The sequence below is a fragment of the Klebsiella sp. CN_Kp075 genome (assembly GCF_040065055.2).
GTDB classification, from domain to species: Bacteria; Pseudomonadota; Gammaproteobacteria; order Enterobacterales; family Enterobacteriaceae; genus Klebsiella; species Klebsiella aerogenes.
The window spans coordinates 1828269-1846058 of sequence record NZ_CM198050.1 but is presented as its reverse complement, the minus strand read 5'-3'; the positions used below and the strand labels follow the sequence as shown (position 1 = coordinate 1846058).

General features: G+C 48.6%; 20 protein-coding genes. 19 read left to right on the top strand and 1 reads right to left on the bottom strand.

Going from position 1 to position 17790, the window contains the following annotated elements; genetic code table 11:
- The first annotated feature begins 193 nt into the window (after positions 1-193).
- The 14 genes from ABLV78_RS08725 (at position 194) to virB10 (ending at position 11733) form a co-directional block, all read left to right on the top strand.
- The gene (locus ABLV78_RS08725) at positions 194-1114 is read left to right on the top strand and encodes a hypothetical protein (protein WP_206159628.1); all 921 of its coding nucleotides are present in this window, start codon (positions 194-196) and stop codon (positions 1112-1114) included.
- 134 nt (positions 1115-1248) lie between these two features.
- On the top strand, positions 1249-1434 hold the full coding sequence (locus ABLV78_RS08720; protein ID WP_122079780.1) for an AlpA family transcriptional regulator: 186 nt from the start codon (positions 1249-1251) through the stop codon (positions 1432-1434).
- A 17-nt stretch (positions 1435-1451) separates the two neighbouring features.
- Entirely contained in the window at positions 1452-2024 is a 573-nt protein-coding gene (locus ABLV78_RS08715) for a DUF2857 domain-containing protein (RefSeq protein WP_206159629.1), read from the top strand.
- A gap of 1 nt (position 2025) precedes the next feature.
- Positions 2026-2235: a TraR/DksA family transcriptional regulator gene (locus ABLV78_RS08710; protein WP_206159630.1), complete on the top strand. Its 210-nt coding sequence runs from the start codon at positions 2026-2028 to the stop codon at positions 2233-2235.
- 637 nt (positions 2236-2872) lie between these two features.
- The gene (locus ABLV78_RS08705; RefSeq protein ID WP_206159631.1) at positions 2873-3580 is read left to right on the top strand and encodes a lytic transglycosylase domain-containing protein; all 708 of its coding nucleotides are present in this window, start codon (positions 2873-2875) and stop codon (positions 3578-3580) included.
- Positions 3580-3873, top strand: a complete 294-nt coding sequence (locus ABLV78_RS08700; protein ID WP_149227865.1) for a TrbC/VirB2 family protein — start codon at positions 3580-3582, stop codon at positions 3871-3873. Before ABLV78_RS08705 ends, ABLV78_RS08700 begins: the two co-directional genes overlap by 1 nt.
- Before the next feature lie 10 nt (positions 3874-3883).
- A complete protein-coding gene (locus ABLV78_RS08695; RefSeq protein ID WP_348865389.1) occupies positions 3884-6628 on the top strand; it encodes a VirB4 family type IV secretion/conjugal transfer ATPase in 2745 nt (914 codons plus the stop codon).
- Positions 6629-6648: 20 nt separating this feature from the next.
- On the top strand, positions 6649-7353 hold the full coding sequence (locus ABLV78_RS08690) for a TrbJ/VirB5 family protein (protein ID WP_100194240.1): 705 nt from the start codon (positions 6649-6651) through the stop codon (positions 7351-7353).
- 11 nt (positions 7354-7364) lie between these two features.
- Positions 7365-7592: an EexN family lipoprotein gene (locus ABLV78_RS08685; protein ID WP_057067596.1), complete on the top strand. Its 228-nt coding sequence runs from the start codon at positions 7365-7367 to the stop codon at positions 7590-7592.
- A gap of 10 nt (positions 7593-7602) precedes the next feature.
- Positions 7603-8667 (top strand): TrbL/VirB6 family protein, encoded by a 1065-nt coding sequence (locus ABLV78_RS08680; protein ID WP_206159633.1) that lies wholly within the window; start codon positions 7603-7605, stop codon positions 8665-8667.
- 83 nt (positions 8668-8750) lie between these two features.
- The gene (locus ABLV78_RS08675) at positions 8751-8888 is read left to right on the top strand and encodes a hypothetical protein (protein ID WP_044711701.1); all 138 of its coding nucleotides are present in this window, start codon (positions 8751-8753) and stop codon (positions 8886-8888) included.
- The gene (locus ABLV78_RS08670; protein WP_348865391.1) at positions 8881-9564 is read left to right on the top strand and encodes a VirB8 family type IV secretion system protein; all 684 of its coding nucleotides are present in this window, start codon (positions 8881-8883) and stop codon (positions 9562-9564) included. The genes ABLV78_RS08675 and ABLV78_RS08670 overlap by 8 nt, the downstream gene beginning before the upstream one ends.
- On the top strand, positions 9564-10463 hold the full coding sequence (gene virB9, locus ABLV78_RS08665) for a P-type conjugative transfer protein VirB9 (protein WP_157787654.1): 900 nt from the start codon (positions 9564-9566) through the stop codon (positions 10461-10463). The genes ABLV78_RS08670 and virB9 overlap by 1 nt, the downstream gene beginning before the upstream one ends.
- A 19-nt stretch (positions 10464-10482) precedes the next feature.
- The gene (gene virB10, locus ABLV78_RS08660; protein ID WP_348865392.1) at positions 10483-11733 is read left to right on the top strand and encodes a VirB10/TraB/TrbI family type IV secretion system protein; all 1251 of its coding nucleotides are present in this window, start codon (positions 10483-10485) and stop codon (positions 11731-11733) included.
- Positions 11734-12042: 309 nt separating this feature from the next.
- Here the strand turns inward: virB10 and ABLV78_RS08655 are convergent, their stop codons facing one another.
- Positions 12043-13050: a hypothetical protein gene (locus ABLV78_RS08655; RefSeq protein WP_100194234.1), complete on the bottom strand. Its 1008-nt coding sequence runs from the start codon at positions 13048-13050 to the stop codon at positions 12043-12045.
- Between the two features lie 37 nt (positions 13051-13087).
- Here ABLV78_RS08655 and virB11 point away from each other — a divergent pair, with 37 nt between their 5' ends.
- The 5 genes from virB11 (at position 13088) to ABLV78_RS08630 (ending at position 17784) form a co-directional block, all read left to right on the top strand.
- Positions 13088-14107, top strand: coding sequence for a P-type DNA transfer ATPase VirB11 (gene virB11, locus ABLV78_RS08650; RefSeq protein WP_100194233.1), 1020 nt, complete (start codon positions 13088-13090; stop codon positions 14105-14107).
- Complete coding sequence (locus ABLV78_RS08645; protein ID WP_206159783.1) at positions 14104-14502, top strand: cag pathogenicity island Cag12 family protein; 399 nt, start codon at positions 14104-14106, stop codon at positions 14500-14502. Before virB11 ends, ABLV78_RS08645 begins: the two co-directional genes overlap by 4 nt.
- Positions 14503-14546: 44 nt before the next feature.
- Entirely contained in the window at positions 14547-14849 is a 303-nt protein-coding gene (locus tag ABLV78_RS08640) for a TrbM/KikA/MpfK family conjugal transfer protein (protein WP_206159636.1), read from the top strand.
- Between the two features lie 47 nt (positions 14850-14896).
- Positions 14897-15202: a hypothetical protein gene (locus tag ABLV78_RS08635; protein WP_057067605.1), complete on the top strand. Its 306-nt coding sequence runs from the start codon at positions 14897-14899 to the stop codon at positions 15200-15202.
- Between the two features lie 707 nt (positions 15203-15909).
- Complete coding sequence (locus ABLV78_RS08630; RefSeq protein WP_206159637.1) at positions 15910-17784, top strand: type IV secretory system conjugative DNA transfer family protein; 1875 nt, start codon at positions 15910-15912, stop codon at positions 17782-17784.
- Positions 17785-17790: the final 6 nt, after the last annotated feature.

The following is a 17790-nucleotide window of genomic DNA, read 5'->3' as shown; positions in this document are numbered from 1 at the left end:
CCATAAAGACCCTTTCCCTTGCATCATTGGCTACTACCACTTACAAGCTATAAAGAAGAGATATCAATAAGATAATTTATTTTTCTGAACCTCGCATGTCTATAAACGCTGAGGTATTTCTCACATTGATAGCAATCAATTAACTTATGGCATCAGATAATTGCCAAAGAAAATAAATGAAGGAAAATCACTTATGTCCTGGAATAGCAATCTCAAGCTTATGGTAAAAAACTGGTTAACAATACACGAAGCTGTGCAAGTGATTAATGAGACATTCGACACTTCAATTACAGAAAGTACAATATATCGCTGTGCACTGTATGGGCAAATAAATCTATCCATTTACTTCCAGTCTCCGGTGACATTACGAAAAATAACTAAAAATGGAGAAAAAGTAAAAATATCCACCTTGGACAATTCAGAACTAAAGAGACTCTGCTTTCTCGATAAACATTGTTTCAAAAATAATAGGAACCTTATCATATCTACTGAAGGAGATTACTTTTCATCTCGCAGGAATATTTTGGACACAAACCTATTTGGATTTGAATACATTATCATACAAAGATATCTAGCAGACTCGCTCAGCATGCCACTACCTATTGATAATCCTGACACCATTAATTTTGGCATCACTGTTACGAGTGGAAATGAACTTTTCTTACTTTTCAATAAAATATCATGGAAAGAACAAATTCAGAGCAAGATAAAATACTTATCGAATGAAACCACCTCTATAATAAAAGAGTCTACCTTGCGGAATGAAAAGCGGGACTATGCGGATCCATGCTACTTCCCAATGCATGACTTGCCACAAGATGCTTGTTTCGTTATCAAATGTGTTGAAATTGAGAGATTGATAGAAAAGCTAACCAGTGACAAAAACCCCAAGTTATCTCCGACGAGAATATCTACGCCCTTATCCCGGCTGTTCTGGCTAGCCTGTTATCATAATGATGATATACGCCCTCTGGTGAAACAACCCTACAAACTCTTGTCTATATTTGAGGAATGGGCAATCTCTGATGGTATCACCGATCATCTCAGCGGTGATACGCTAAAAACGGCGCTGGAGCGTGGCTCCCCTTTATCGTTTAAAACTACGGTGAAGTAGTACATCCTTCGTGTATATAGCTCTGAGATCCGTATTACGGGTGAATAATGTCGTAATACGGGTTCACTGTCTTTATCTAAACATCATTCTGTGTTCCTTTATGATAGCAATCCCATAAGCCCCTGGAGGAACAAATGCCATCTCATCAATTATTACGCCTCAGACAGGTCGAACAAAAAACAGGTCTTAAACGCTCACAAATCTATCTGTATATGAAAGACAAGCGTTTCCCACTCTCAATAAAAATCGGCCCAGCCAGCGTAGCCTGGCTCGAGTCGGAGATTGACGAATGGATTAATTGTAAATTAGCTAACCGCTAAGATAAGAGAGATAACTTATGTTTCCCTTGCTGAATTATTACGTTCTCACGGATGTAATTTATGCATTGAAGGATGGTGACTTATCTTACGGTGAAACACTTGGATTTACTCTTGAAGAAATAAACGAAATCAGTCAGTTACCACTTGATGTACTATTGAGCATCTGCCACTCTCCCGCATCATTTATTACAGTCAAAATTCACCATGACATTTTACGCAAACAGCTGGAAAGAGCACGTACTGAAACCCAGCATCATCAGCAAATTAATCGGGCGATCCGGTTAGGTGGATCTATAGCATTACTAAAGCATTATTTTGGTCTTACTTCCAACGATGTCTGTTTCAACCGCAGATTACAGGGCATCTCTGTACCGTATGGACGCTCACCTCTTCCTGATGAAACCATGGATGCCACAATATGGTGCCGATGGAAGGCGTTAAAAGGGAAAAGTCCTGATGCTAATGAAGCAATTAACATCATGATGCAGATCACCGAAGAGTTAGCCTCAGAGCCCAATCCCCCCTCACTCACTGTTGTGTGTAACCGAATCACATTTTGCGAGCAGGGAAGGACAGACAGGAGGACATGATATGCCTGACGAAGTTGATCGCGACCAGGAATTCAATGAGCAACGTCTGGAGGAAATGATTGAACAAAGCCGTTTCAAACCAGCAGCAACACCTTCCCTGTATCACTGTCAGTTCTGCGGTAGACCAATTCCTGAAAAGCGGAGGCACACTCTGCCAGGAGTAACAACGTGTAGAGAATGCCAGGAATTGCTTGAACGACGTAAACGCTAATGTTAACAGTAAGGCGTGCAGGGAATTAAAACCCCGCACGTCTTTATATTTCACTATTAGTACAAACACAATCATCGATTATATCCCCCTCCCCTTACACTACTAAAATTCATCCCCGAAAAACTCTTAGCATTTCATTTTCACTTTATCATTCCAATTTATATTAATTAAATCCATCCTGATAGTGTTTCTGCTCATCGACCTGACAGTTAGGCATTTATTCAGCCTGGTCGAGCACCGTTCTTTAATAATTTATATCAGGCTATCACACAACCTTAATTCAGTGTGCCGCTGAATGTTCTCGCTGACCCGTTGAAATCGGAATGCAGAATTGGGATGTGACCCATTAATTATTATTTTGATTAGAGACTATCCAGATAAAACCAAGTGACATCATTTTGTCGGTCTTGAATTTTCAACAGACACGCTGAAATAAAACATCTACTGCCAAAACATTAGAGCCGCATTTACCCGAATCAAAAGCCCTGTAAAGAATATCTCATGAAACCCTTTATTATGGCTTCGGAAATCCGGCGCAAAGTGCTCACAATCTCGAAACCACAAATTACCCCTTCAAGTTTCCCTCAGCATGCATGGTTCTTTGGCTATGTACGCTGCCCGCATTCCCGAGGCTACTATGCTTTCCACATCTGCCTTTCTGGCGGTGGCCATGCAGTGTGCCACCAGCATTCATCCGTCCACAGCACTCGACGTCGTAAGGGTGGAGTCCAATTTTAACCCTTATGCGATCGCCGAAATTATCCCAAAGGGCTCAGGCACCTTCGGTCACAATAAAATCATTTCTCATCAGCCCACCAGCCGGGAAAGAGCCGAGCGAATCATAGGTCGCCTTGTGGCGCAGAGCCGCCGTTATTCTGTGGGGCTGATGCAAATTACCAGCACCAATTTCCATCATTACGGTGTGACAGCCTCTGAGCTGCTTGATCCCTGTACCAATTTGTCTGTTTTCGAACACATCCTCAACGACTGTTACCGACGCGGCGGCTCGCTGAAAAGAGCACTGAGTTGCTACTACTCCGGCAATTTCCGTACCGGAGAACAGCCGGAAGCGGCTTTTTCCGGAACCAGCTATGTGCAACGAATCGGTTACGCTGCTGCTCCCCACTATGCCGTACCCGGAACCCACGAGGATAAATTGACACCCCCGCCGTTCCTGAAGCCTACGCCTGCAGGTGACCAGTTACGTCCCTGCGTGATCTGGCCGAAGGGCGTGGTTCGTGGCGTCCCCTCAAAATTCCGCCAGAAGAAAATTGCCATAGAAAAGATCTCTACGCCGTCATTGCGCCGGAGCCTCTCCCTGTCACCCCGTGAGGAGAAAGAATAATGACACTTTGCTGCAAACTTAAGGCCGCTTTCAGTCCTGTTTCCGCATTTGCACTCATCGTTTGTTCTGTACCTCCGGTTTTTGCCGATGGCTTTCAACGCGCAAATACCGTGATGGAAAAAGTCGCCACCGGCCTTAATGGCCTGGCGGCCATCACCATTACCGTGGCCGTGATCTGGGTAGGTTACAAGACACTCTGGAAAGGCGAAAGCCTGTCCCAGTGCGCCTACATCATCATTGGCGGCATCCTGATTGGTGGAGGCAGTGAAATCGGCGCACTGCTGATGAGCTGAGAGGTTATCTATGGCAAAGCTGCTTAAGGCAATGAGACGTCCGGCGGCACTATGGGGAGTGCCGATGGTGTCTCTACTGGCTGTCACGGGTATCACCATCATCATTGCTGTCTGGACCTCCATCGCTTTCCTCGCCCTACTCCCGATTGAATTTCTGCTGATGAAATCGCTTACCAAGAATGAACCCATGCGGTTCAGCCTGATAGCCGTCTGGCTCAGGGCAAGAGGAAAACCTGCGGCAAACCGTCTATTTGGCGCAACAGCATTTATGCCCATTGAGCATGATGCTGTTGATATCACGGAGTTTCTCAACGTCATGAAATTGAATCAGAGTGCCACGCTCAGGAAATACATTCCGTATTCATCGCATATTCATCAACATGTCGTCCGCTCACCCAATAGTGACCTCTACTGTACCTGGGAACTGACGGGCACTCCGTTCGATTGTGAATCAGAAGAAACGCTCAATATTGACCGTAACCAGTTGCACGGAATTATCCGCTCTTTCGAGGGGATGCCGGTCACCTTCTATATCCATAACGTAAGGGAGCCATTTACCGATTCGCTACATAAGGTATCCGGCAACCCTTACGCTGATGAAGTCAGCCGTCTGTATTATGCCTCGCTGGAGGCTAACCCGTTTCGCCGTAACCGCTTGTTCCTGACTGCCTGCTACCGCCCTTTTGCCAGTCTGGAAAAAGCCGGACACCGGCGTATGAAAGACGGCCAGAAACTGAAAGAGCTTGACGGTGCGTTGCAGGGGATGCTGGAAATTAAAGGTACCCTCGATACCGCTCTGTCACGCTACGCCGCACACTCTCTTGGTACTTTCAGCGAAGAACGGGCGGTATTCTCCTCCCAGTTATCCTTTTACGAGTATCTCTTGACGCACCAATGGCGCAGGATCCGCGTCACCCGTGCTCCTGCATATTCCGTCATGGGATCGGCGGCGCTGTTTTTCTCCGGGGAGTCTGGACAGATAAACCATACCGGCGGCACCCAGTATTTCCGGGGTCTGGAAGTTAAAGAGTTCCCTGAAGAAACAGCGACTGGAATGATGGATTCTCTGCTTTATGCCCCCTGTGATTATGTCATCACACAGTCCTACACCTGCATGTCACGGGAAGAAGCCCGGAAGGCCATCAAACGCACCCGACGTCTGTTAATGAGTTCAGATGATGATGCGGTGTCTCAGCGGCTGGATCTGGATGTGGCGCTTGACCTGCTGACATCGGGAAAAATTGCGTATGGAAAACACCATTTTTCCATCATGGTGTTTTCCCAGACGCTGGATAGTCTGGTAGCCGATACCAGCGAAATCAGCAATGCCCTGAACAACCTCGGCATTATATCGGTTCCCGCCGCGCTTTCTCTTTCAGCCGGGTATATGGCGCAACTGCCTGGCAATTATCATTTGCGGCCCCGCAAGGGTGAGCTGAGCAGTCAGAATTTTGTCGAGCTGGCTTCGCTACACAATTTCTATCCCGGCAAGCGCGATAATGCGCCCTGGGGGGATGCGATGGCCTTACTGCGTGCCCCATCAGGGGATGGCTACTATCTGAACCTTCACAATACGCTGGCGGATAAGGATGAATTCAACGAGAAGAATCCAGCCAGTACCTGCATTCTCGGTACCAACGGTTCGGGTAAAACCATGCTCATGACGTTTCTGGAAAACATGCAGCAGAAATATAGCCGTACGGAGAGTTTTTCTCCCGACGCAAAAACCAAACGACTGACAACCGTTTATCTGGATAAGGATCGTGGCGCTGAAATGAATATCCGGGCATTGCGAGGCCGTTATTACCGTATTACACATGGCGAGCCCACCGGGTGGAACCCATTTTCGCTATCGCCCACGAAACGCAATATCAGTTTTATCAGTCAGCTGATGAAACTGCTGTGTACGCGTAACGGTGCGACCATCACGCCCCGCAATGAACGACGTCTAAATGATGCCATACTGGCGGTGATCGGTAATGAACCACAGTACCGTATTCATGGGATCACCCGTTTACTGGAGAATCTTCCGGAGCCTGCGACCCGAGAAGCCCAGGAGAATGGCCTGAGTATTCGCCTGTCGCAGTGGGCGCAGGGTGGCGAGTTTGGCTGGGTGTTTGATAACGCATCAGACACCTTCGATATCAGTCGCTGCGATAACTTTGGCATTGACGGCACAGAGTTTCTTGACGATACGAATATCTGCGCACCGATCTCCTTTTATCTGCTGTACCGCATTACCAGCCTACTCGACGGACGTCGACTGGTTATCTTCATGGATGAGTTCTGGAAATGGCTACGGGATCCGGTTTTTAAGGATTTCGCCTATAACCGACTGAAAACTATCCGCAAGCTAAACGGGATGCTGGTTGTTGGAACACAGTCCCCGGCGGAGATCATCAGGGATGAAATTGCGCCTGCCGTGATTGAGCAGTGCGGCACGCAGATCCTGGCAGCCAACCCCAGTGCTGACAGGGAACACTATGTCGACGGAATGAAGTTTGAGCCGGAAGTGTTCGACGTCGTGAAAGCCCTGGATCCTCAGGCCCGTCAGTATGTAGTGGTAAAAAATCAATTTAGACGTGGCGACATAAAGCGTTTTGCTGCACGTGTGACGCTCGATCTTTCCGGGATCGGCAGGTACACAAAAGTCATGAGCGGCAGCGCCGACAACCTGGAAATCTTCGACTCTCTCTACCGGGAAGGAATGCAGCCCCATGAATGGCTGGGTACTTACCTGGCTCAGGCACTCTGAAAATCCACAGGAGATTCATGATGAAACGGCGTTTTCATGCATTAATTATTGCGTGTGTGATCATCAGCCCGATGGCACACGCAGGTATCCCTGTTCTGGTGGATGCTGACCCACTACGTGAGCTCGAATGGCTGAAAGAGGCACAACGCTGGATACAAACAGCGCAGCATTATGAGAGCCAAATTCAGGCATATAAAGACCAGTTAGCAACGGCCACCGGTGTACGGAATATTGTTGATTTCGTTGATCAGGCGAAGAGTCTTAAATCAGATCTGGAAAAACTGCGTAAGCCGGGCCAGACACTCAACGACCTGCTACTTTCTGGTGGCATCGCCGGGCAGTTCGATGCGCTATACGCAAAGTACCGGGTTTTCGATACGTGCAACGCGGCGCAGTCCGGAAGCTATGCCGATATCTGCAAACAACAGGTTATCAATAAGGCAATTCAGTTTGAGCAGACTGACGAGATCCAGGATCAGGTCAGCCAAACATTGGGTGAGATCAATAATCTTTCAAACCGGATTGCACTCTCTAAAGACTCAAAGGAGTCGCAGGACCTTGCCAACAGTATTCAGTTGAAATCAGTGATGCTGAACACGCTCACTGATCAATGGGAAATGAGTGTGAAGGCGGCAGAAAAACGCGGGAAAGTGCTGGAGGATGAGCGTCTCAAACAGTGGAACCAGCAGCAGTTAACTGCACCAACCTCCGATTTAAACCGTTAAAGGAGTTTCACATGCGTTTATTAACCCTTTCGTTCCTGTCCATTTTATTCCTCATCATTTGCGGCTGCAGAGACGAAACCAAAACTACCCAGTGGTACAAAGATCATCCCGATGAGCTGAAAACAGTATATGAAAAATGCCTGAAAACCGGCGATGCCTCTGAAAACTGTAAAAATGCCAATGAAGCTCATTTTCAGATTCAACAGTTAAATGCCCCCACTCCCAACCTGAATTCATAGTGAGGTTAATATGCCTGGTGGTGTATTTATCGGTGTTGAAAAACACCTGATAGGGGGAGTCACCGACGCAACAAAGGGACTGATGATGTCATACTCCGCCATGATGCTGGGACTGGCGGCAACGTCAGCGACACTTTATATCATGTGGCGTGGATACCAGAGCCTGGCAGGTAAGTTGTCCACACCCATGGAGGACGTCATGTGGGACATCATAAGAATGGCCATCATCCTGTCCTTTGTGGCCAATGTCAGCGGTTATCTCGACGGGGTCATTGACGCTATCAATGGCTTAAAAGACGGCTTTTCCGGCAACGATAATATATGGCAACTACTGGATAGCTTATGGGATAAAGCGAAGGTATTAGGCAAAACGTTACACGACATGGATAATTCAACGTACATAAAAGACGAGGGCATCACAGCTCAATTTTATGTGTGGCTTGGGATATTCGTTTTAATGACTATTACAGCCTTTGTTGCAATGATCGCAGAGGTCATGGTTTTGCTGCTCAGCATCACAGCCCCCGTTTTCATCTTTTGTCTCATGTATGGCTTTTTACGTCCCATGTTTAACAACTGGCTGCAAAATATTTTCGCAGCCATATTAACGGTTCTGTTTTCTGCATTGTCGCTACGAGTGGTCGTAAATTATTTAAACTCCCGCTTAGATATTGCCACACAAATATCTGCACAATCTAATATTGTGGAGCTAGGCGCTCAGGTCTGTCTCGCCGGGGTCTGCGCGGCAATAATGGTATACCTTTCCGCAAAACTGGCCGGAGCACTAGCCGGGGCGGGAGCGACTGTCTCCATGCAGGGACTGTCCGCCGTGGGTATAGGCGCAGCGGCGTTTGGTGCAGGGAAATTAGCCGCAGGAGCCGGGAAGCAGACAAACCGCGCAATTCAGGACAATCTTCAGGGATGGAGAGATGCCAGTACAGATAAACCCGGCAGCGGCCCGGGATACAGAGCTGCTCAGGCACGTAAGTATGCCATTGAGCAAATGATCGCCAGGAACGAGGCCCGGCGGCTGGCAAAATCAAGAGAAACAACCGTTCAGAAATTTCATCGTTAAACTTGTCATCCCTTGCATACTATTTCCGTCAATCCCCCCGGCGCTAACACTACCCTCTATCCAACCCACTGAGGAAACATCCCATGAAACGCTTGATTGCGCTGATTTTACTGTGCGCGCTTTACGGCTGTGCACAGTCACCCCATCCCCTGGCCTTTAGTGGGCATGGCATCCCGGTAAACACGCCTCAGATTATGGCGGAGTTAAACAATCATGAGTGAACAGTCAATCATTGCTGATTCCCACACCTTTGAGCAGAAAATGATTGAGCGGGACAAACGCGCCACGAAGGCGGGATTTATGGTTGGCGGCGCGGGCTTACTCATTGCCATACTGGCACTCACCACTGTGGTGCTGCTATTACCGCTGAAACAGACAGTTATTGAGCTGTATGCTGTAGATAATCATACCGGACGGGTGGAACACGTCACCCGAGCGTCAAAAACGAGTCTGACAGCGGAAGAAGCTTATCAGAAGGCGATGACCTCAAGTTACGTCAGAGTGCGTGAACGTTACATTTACCCTGCCCTACAGGACGATTATTCAACGGTACAGGTTTATAACAGCCCTCAGGTTAATGATGATTACCTGGCACTGTATGCAGGTAAAGACGCCCCGGATAAGGTGTACCAGAATGAGGCCCACACCGTACATATCGACATCCTGTCTAATCAGATCACCGAAGGCACTGCCCCCAATAACGTCGCCACCCTCCGTTACAAAAAAACTATCCGCCGCCTCGCTGATAGTAGTACGCGTACAGAATACTGGGATGCCCATCTGACATTCCACTCCGACCCCAGTAAGGAAATGAGCGATACAGAGCGGGAAGTTAACCCGTTCGGTTTTACGGTGACCAGTTGGCAGGCAGATCGTGAAATCAGAGGAGTTGAATAATGAAAATTATCATCCTTTTCGCACTGGCGATGTGCGGTATAGCCTGGGGTGCTGCAATACCACAAGCAAGCCGCTACGACGCCCGTCTCCAGCAGGTTGTCTATAACCCGTTTAACGTCACTGTCGTCAATACCCGACCCGGTTTCGTAACCACGCTCATCTTTGACAATGACGAAGCGGTTATCAGTGCTAAACCAGGTTTTGAGGACGCATGGGAAGCCACAACAGACGCAAACCGGGTCAGTATCCGCCCGGTAGCACTGATTCAGGGTGCCCCCGGAGTGGACGGTAATACAGCGCAGGTGGTCATTCCTCCCAACAGTCACGACTGGCATACCAACATGCTAATCGTTACCACTCGGCGGCTGTATAACGTCGAGCTAAACGTCATCGATGAAAAATCATCGCAGCAGCCTGCTTTTCAGGTGAGTTATCGCTATCCCGATGAAGCACACGAAAAAGCGGGCCGTGAGGCCACAGCCAAGGCGCGGGAACGGGAGCAGAAACAACAGCAGACCGATATCCAGCAGGCTCTTAACGCCGCGCAGACGCCACGAAACTGGGACTATCTTAAATATCCGGGGAGCAATAGCACGCGTATCGTTCCGGACTTCGCCTATGACGATGGTCGCTTTACGTTCGTGGGCTTCTCCCCGGCCAAATCCATTCCCTCTTTGACGAAAGAGCTAAACGGCCAGGAGCATGTGGTTAACAGCAGTGTCCGCAGGAAAGGCAACTTCACCGTACTGGTTATTCAGGAGGTCACGCCCCGTCTGGTCCTGCGTTCCGGTGGCGCTGTGGTCGGCCTGGAAAATCGTGGTTTCGGCAGGGTTCAAGTCGCAGATGGTGCCACAGTCTCCCCGCAGGTTGAGCGAGTGGAAAAAACCGCAACCCATTAACAGCTGAGGAACTGTACACATGAATGACGAACATCTACATCCTGTGCCAGATGAGTCCAGGTCCTGTCCGACACAGAAGGATGATGATATTGCTGCGCTTGAGCGCGAGGCCCGCGCAAAGCGTGAAGCTGTGCTTCACACCTGGCAGGATGATGACAATAACGATCCCATACAGCCGACTGTCAATAAACTGAAAAAGCGCCAGCGGGGGAACGCCACCTCTTTTCTGGCATTCGCTGCCGTTGCCCTGATTGCACTGGCGTGGGGGGGTAACTGGATATACCACAATCTTCTTTGGCAGCCCGGTGAAGAAAAACCTCAGGAAACAGTGGCCCCGACAGATCGGACCGATTCCCGACAGCGTACCGATCTGGGTACGCACTATATCGACGCGAAAACACCAGAACCGGCGGACAACAACCCTGGTAGTATGACACCCAACGGATCGGAGGCTCTACCCGACTTAGATAAAGCCCGTTTTCTGGTGCGCCGGGAGGGTTCAGGTTCGGCGGTACGAAATCCGGTACGGACCCGGCATCAGGAAATGGCGCAGGTATCCTCTACCGGGCAGCCGTCAGGGACACAATCTTCTGATACCGGTCAGCCGCTAAACACCTCGTCGCCACAGCCGGAATCGTCCCCGACAGCGGTCCGGCGAATTCCTTATAATCCCGATCTGTACGTGCCGGAAAATACCACTATTCCCTGCTCACTGGATTACCGTTTTGTCTCAGATCGGGCTGGGAAAATCCGCTGCACGATCGCCGAAGACATCTGGAGCGCCAGCGGTAATACAAAGCTGATTGAAAAAGGGACCACCGCCACCGGGATGTACCAGACTGGCGCAGAAACAGGAATGACACATGGACAGGGACGCGCATTCATCATCATCACGAAACTGCGTACCCGCCAGCCCCCTTTCCTTGATATTCCGCTGGTCGATACGAGTGCTGCCGGAGAGCTTGGCGAGGCTGGCGTTGATGGCTGGATCGACTCGCATTTCAGAGAGCGATTTGGAGGCGCATTACTGGTCGGTATGATCCCTGATATTGGGGCATGGGCATCCAACAGCGCCGGTCAGAAAGATCGGAATACCGACTATACAGAAAACAGCCGTCAGGCTATGGCGGATATGGCACGTACCACGCTGGAAAACAGCATTAATATCCCACCGACTCTCTACAAAAATCAGGGTGAAATCATCAACCTGGTCACAGGTCAGGATATTGATTTTTCAGGCATCTACACGCTGAGGATGAAGAGTGAATAATCGAAAGTTTTTGTTTGGTGTTACGGCGACAGACGTCATCGTAAGGGACGATTTCAGCAATGCTGTCGTCAACGACTTACTGTCACACCTTACCGGAATCAAAAGAATAGTCATGACATGCTATCGTGCAAGCGGCGCATTGGCAGAGCTCAGTATTGGCTCAGGTGAAGGACAAACGTTCTGTATCACCATAAGTGAAGGCCCTTTGGATGCACCGCCGTTTTCCTCGGACGATATCCGGCTGGCACATAAGCAGATATCGCTGCCTGACGTCACCGATATACTCATTCTTGTGACGACATTAGCCCGCTACGCCGGACTTTCCCCCTCCGTCTCCACCGATGAAGATTCATCTTCTCTGCTGGAGTTCAGTTCGTAGTAAATAGCCAGTTGACGCAGCTTTGATATTTCAAGGTTGATAACGCTTTTTCCTGTGCTGTTTTCCCGTTCGGAAACAACCGGATTGAGTAAAAATATACGGAAATATCTGACGTTTTTAGTGTCCAGAATCTCATCGATATAATGACCAAACCGTCCTTTCGCCATCAGATCTTTACTGACATACAGGCGAACAGGCTTCCCCTCATGTTTATCAAAGAAATTAATCAGAAAACCCCGACCATACCGATGCATTAGGGTCCCACCACCATAGATGACGCCCGAATACGGATTAGCCAATCCACGCTGTATATGCGTTATATATTCATGTAGATAGACCTGATCATGGTGCATGATCCTGAGTCTCAACGCCCGGAACTCATCCTGAGGGAGCGTTTCTTTCGCTTCCTGCCATGTGTCGATAAGTCGCTGAAGCTGGTTGGTTCGCGTGTAGCGACTCCAGCGGGGCTCTTCATTTGTACCCGTTTTATCATCATCCCCGACCGTTTTTCTTGTGTGAACAGGCGTAACAAGCTTCACGGGATCGGATGGTTCGCCATCAGGATCATCTATTGAAGGGTCAAAGCAGTTGATATAGTCCGTCAGCTTTTGCTTTGCTTTTCGTTCTGTGAAATCAGCCTCTGACTCATCTGGACGCCGGTCCTGATCCGCATCCTCGGTGAATTCGAGCCATTCACATCCGAACTTGTGAGGATGAGGTGAACGGAAGTGCGCAGCCTTGAATTTCTCACCATCTTCAGCTTTGACGTGATAGTTAACACCGCTAATGGTGACATCACAGTTGCGATCGCTACATGAAAAAGTGAACCGCTTCCTTTCTTCCGGCTTCCTGGAAAAAAATTCCGTTCGCGCTTCATCAATGGACAAACAGCGCCCGAGTTCATGGCAATAAGCGAACAGTACTTTCGTCTTCGACATACTCCCTCCATAAATGTATCCGATACAAGGATATCACATGAAAAACATCTCTCTCGATCGCTATACACAGCGATTTTTTGGCGATTTTATTGCTCATCCTGGACTAACAGAAATCGCCGTCAACCGCCCGGGCGAGCTATTTACCAAAATTGATGGTATCTGGGAGCTACACAGTGTTTCGCTGGATTATGAGGGGTGCTACAACTTCGCCAGATGCCTGGCAAAGCATCACGGCGACAATATTGAAGATATCAAACCGGGGCTGTCAGCCACGCTGGAATCCGGTGAACGTTGTCAGGTTATTGTCCCTCCGGCCTGTGAGCGCAACACCGTCTCCATAACTATCCGAAAGCCGTCACAGGTACAAATTCCCCACCAGAGCTACATTGATGCCGGTTTTTATAACAGGGTAACAGGCGCAGAAACCACTCAGACACACGACCAGGAATTATTGGGCCTGTATACCGCCAAAGATATCCCGCGTTTCATGGAGAAGTGCGTGGAGTACGGTAAAACTATCGCAGTGGCCGGGGAAACCAGTACCGGGAAGACAACCTACATGAAGATGCTGATTGGTTTTATTCCTCGCCATTTGCGTATTACGACCATTGAAGATAATCCGGAAATCACCTTTTTTGTTCATAAAAACTATGTCCACCTCTTCTATCCGTCCGAATCAGCAGATGAAAAAGGCTCGATTGTGACGCCAGCCAGTCTTCTGCGCTGGAATTATCGCATGAATCCCGACCGTATATTGTTAACCGAAGTGCGCGGTGGTGAAGCCTGGGATTTTCTCAAAATAACCGGCTCCGGCCATGAAGGCAGTATGACTTCCCTTCATGCGGGTTCAGCAATAGAAGCGGTAGACGGTTTTATTACTCGCTGTTATGAAAACCCACAATGCGCCCGGCTGCCCTACACGTTTATATTACGCAAAGTGCTGGACAGTCTGGATGTTATTGTCAGTATTGATTTAGACGGCAACGTCCGCCGGATGAATGATATCTATTTCCGGCCACTGCACCGTAATGCCTTCTTCGAGGAGATGAAAGCATAATGAAAACCATCAATATACTGTTATTTTTAATGGTGCTTACCGGCTGTTCGTCACCACCCCCACCGGTATCTGTTGAATGGGATAAATCGGGCGAGTCAGTGAATATCAATTTATCGCAATGGAATGACACCCCCGTTATTAATCCTTCCCCAGTCGTTAATGGAAATTGGTTATTGTCCGTTCACTCAACGCAGTTTAACGAGACACTCTGGACCCCCGACGTATTTTACGCAGTTGCGCATTCGACGCGTATTGTTGTTGCTGCACCATCAGGCACAGCATTCTTTACTGCAACAAGCTGGCTTCGCCAGCATGGCGCAAAAGGTGTTATTGAATATCAACCTGCAACTCAGTGCCTGACGTGTAGCAATACCTATATTTATTTTTCACATTAAATATACCGATATCCTGGTACAGAAATTATGGTAAGGACTTCATCATGAAATACGCCACCATTGCGACGGTAATGCTGTGCATTGCCATTGTGCCCCCTGTTTATTGCTTCGCCTCTGACCCATGCGAAGTCGTGCTTTGTATGTACGGGAAAGCGACCGGAAACAGTGGAGGGAGTGAGTGCCATTCAGCTGAAAAAACTTTCTTTAATATCGTCAAAAAGAATAAACACGGATTTTTACCCGGTCATACACTGAATGCCAGAAAAGCTTTCCTCGGAGAATGTGCCAATGCCGACCCGGAGGCGGTGAATAAAATCCTGTCCAGATTTGGTAGGCTCAGAGGATAATAAACCTCAGGCCATTATGTTAGTACGTTTTTTGGGGAGAAATAAATATGGATAAAGAAAACCTTTTTATTTCCAACATCCACTCAATGCATCATGACAGAATATCGGTCGGAGCCGTGTACAGAAAGTTCTCTGAGGAAGCGAATCAGGGATGCGGCCTTTACTATGAGATCTATGAAAGTAGACTGATCAGTTTATTGCGACATCATCTTTCGCGTCTTAATGAACAGGATGCTGACAAACTCAGACGATACGCCGAAAATCAGGGAACGAAAGTCGATGATGAAACCTACCGGGAGGTATTAAAGGCTGAACAGGAATGCCGGGCTGAAATATATCGCAAACAGGTGTGAACCACCGGACATTACACTATGCCTCACAGCGCCACAGACTGACAGACGGCGGGGTTGAGGCTGGCTAATTTCTGGCTTCAATTTCGGAGAAATTGTTAAGCCGTGAAATAAGCCAGTGGAACGCGGACAGAAAATTCAATTTCGCAGAAATTGTTAATTTTCAGGTACCGCATCCATCTGCGCACATTCGCCCACAGCGAATTAAGCAGGCCGGGGGAGCCGCAAAAATTTTGCCGCCCCAGCGAGCAGAAAGGCACGCCCACGTGCCGTTTTTTGTGGGGGGCTTGCCCCGCACACCGTCAAGCCAGGTAATATTTCCCGCCCCAGCGGGGATATTACCGATCAGGCGCGACCAACCCCTTTAAAGCAGCGTTCCCGTTTTTTGGAGCTTGCGAGAAAAAAACAGGCGAAACGCGCGTCTTAAAGGGGTTGGTCGCGCGTAGCGGGCGACGGTGTGCCGCCGTTGACCCTGGGGATTTTGGCGCGGCGTTCAGCCACGACATTACCCCCACGCGCCAGGCAATAAGGGCGTCCAGCCCGCATGAACTGGCGCACATCGTTTCGGGCCGGAATGTCTATCTACCGGCACATGGCTGCACCGCAGCCACCTCTGTTTGCCCCTGCTTTCACCCCAGCTTTTCGCCCAACACCGTGGGGCGAATTGAGGGGGCGATGTCGTGGGGCGAATGGCCGATAAAGGAAGCATTATGGTGTTAAATAAGCTGATCGTTTCACTATCACCGATAGTGGACGGCATGCTGGGACTGCTCGTTTTTATGCACCAGCATCAACCTATTTTGGCGCTATTCTCAGGGCTGACCATGCCATTCTTCGCGTCGATGAAAAGCGATGAACGACTCAAAGCCCCTTTATGGAAAAAGCTGGTGATAGTTTTTTCCATACTGTGCTTTTTGTTTGGCACAATAGCGCCCGTGGTGAACGAATTATTTCAATGGATATACCGAATAAAGATAGCCACCAGCAATACTGTCCTCTCCTGGCTGATACTGATTACCTCTACCGCAGCCGGTTTTGTTTTCCATATTCTTCTGCGCAGGGTGTTAACACCTGAACTCGATAAAGTAAAAAGTCGGTTCGTCAGAAAAACCACTCTGGAAAGGGAATTACGTACTGATGTCCGAACGGTGAAATCGCTGCTACCGGAAACATTGCACTATAACCCGGAGGATTATATTAACCTGAGTAAAGGTATTTTTATCGGCATGAACAGAATGAAACAGCCGATGTACCTGCCGTTAAAAGACTGGCAAAAACAACATGCCGATATCATCGGGACCACGGGGGCCGGTAAAGGGGTGGCTACCGGGATATTACTTTATCAGAGTATTTTGGCCGGTGAAGGCGTATTTGTTATGGACCCCAAAGATGATGAGTGGGCCCCACACCTTTACCGGAAAGCCTGCGAGGATGCAGGGAAACCCTTTGCCCTAATTGACCTGAGGAAACAGGCATACCAGCTAAACCTGATTAACGATATCACCGCTGATGAACTGGAAGAACTTTTTGTCGCGGGTTTCAGTCTGGCAGAGAAAGGACAAGAGTCTGACTTTTATCGCATTGACGATCGCAAAGCAGCCCGAATAGCTGCACAATTTGTCGCCCGTAATACGACCTCAACCATTCGGGATGTGTATAACGGGGAATACGTCCAAAGTATCGCTGATAAGATAAAAGCCTTTTTCGGGAAAATTGAGGAGCTGGCCTTACTCAATGCCATCAATGCACCGACAGGATTTTCCCTCAAAACGATATTTGATAAAGGTGGTTGCTGCTATGTGATTGGCTCGATGCGCAATAGCAAAATTATTACCGCTCAGCGCATGCTGCTGGTTCGGCTGTACCAGTTGGCAGAAAGGCGTGACCGGGTAAACCACACACCCCGCCCTATTGCTATTTACCTTTCCGAACTGAAATACCATTTATCCAAGCCTGCACTGGAAGGCCTAGGTGCGGCACGGGATAAAGGTGTACACATTATTATGGACCACCAATCCATTGCCGATTTAAAAGATTGTCCTGCAGATTTGAAAAGCGATGCCGTAGTGGGTGCTGTCGTGGAGAATGCTAAATTCAAGCTGGTTTATCGTGTCATGGACCCTGATACCGCTGAATGGGTGGCAAGGATGTCGGGCACCATATTAGTCGATGATGAGGTCCGCAAAGCGAAAACAGATGCGGTACTGACAGAGACAATCGATAGAGAACGCACCATCAGGCAGGCCGAGCGTTTCTTTATCGACAGTAATATGGTGCTGAACCTGCCTGATTTTGTCAGCTTTATCTTCACCACCAAAGCCCTCCCTTCTGCTTCACTGATTTCTCCCATCAGGGTTAAAAAAAGGGAACTGGCGATCTGTGCCGTATCGCCCACTGTTGCCGCCACCGCCGCAAGAGTCAACATACCCCTGAATTTTGACGAGGAAGAAATGTCATCCGGGCCGTCATCAACATCAGTTATCACGACAACGCAACCCGACCTTTTTTTTGATAAGGTGGACGAGAAACACACAACAACAACGAGTGCAGGTAGAGAGGATGAACCCTCGTCACTGAACTTTTAGAAGGGG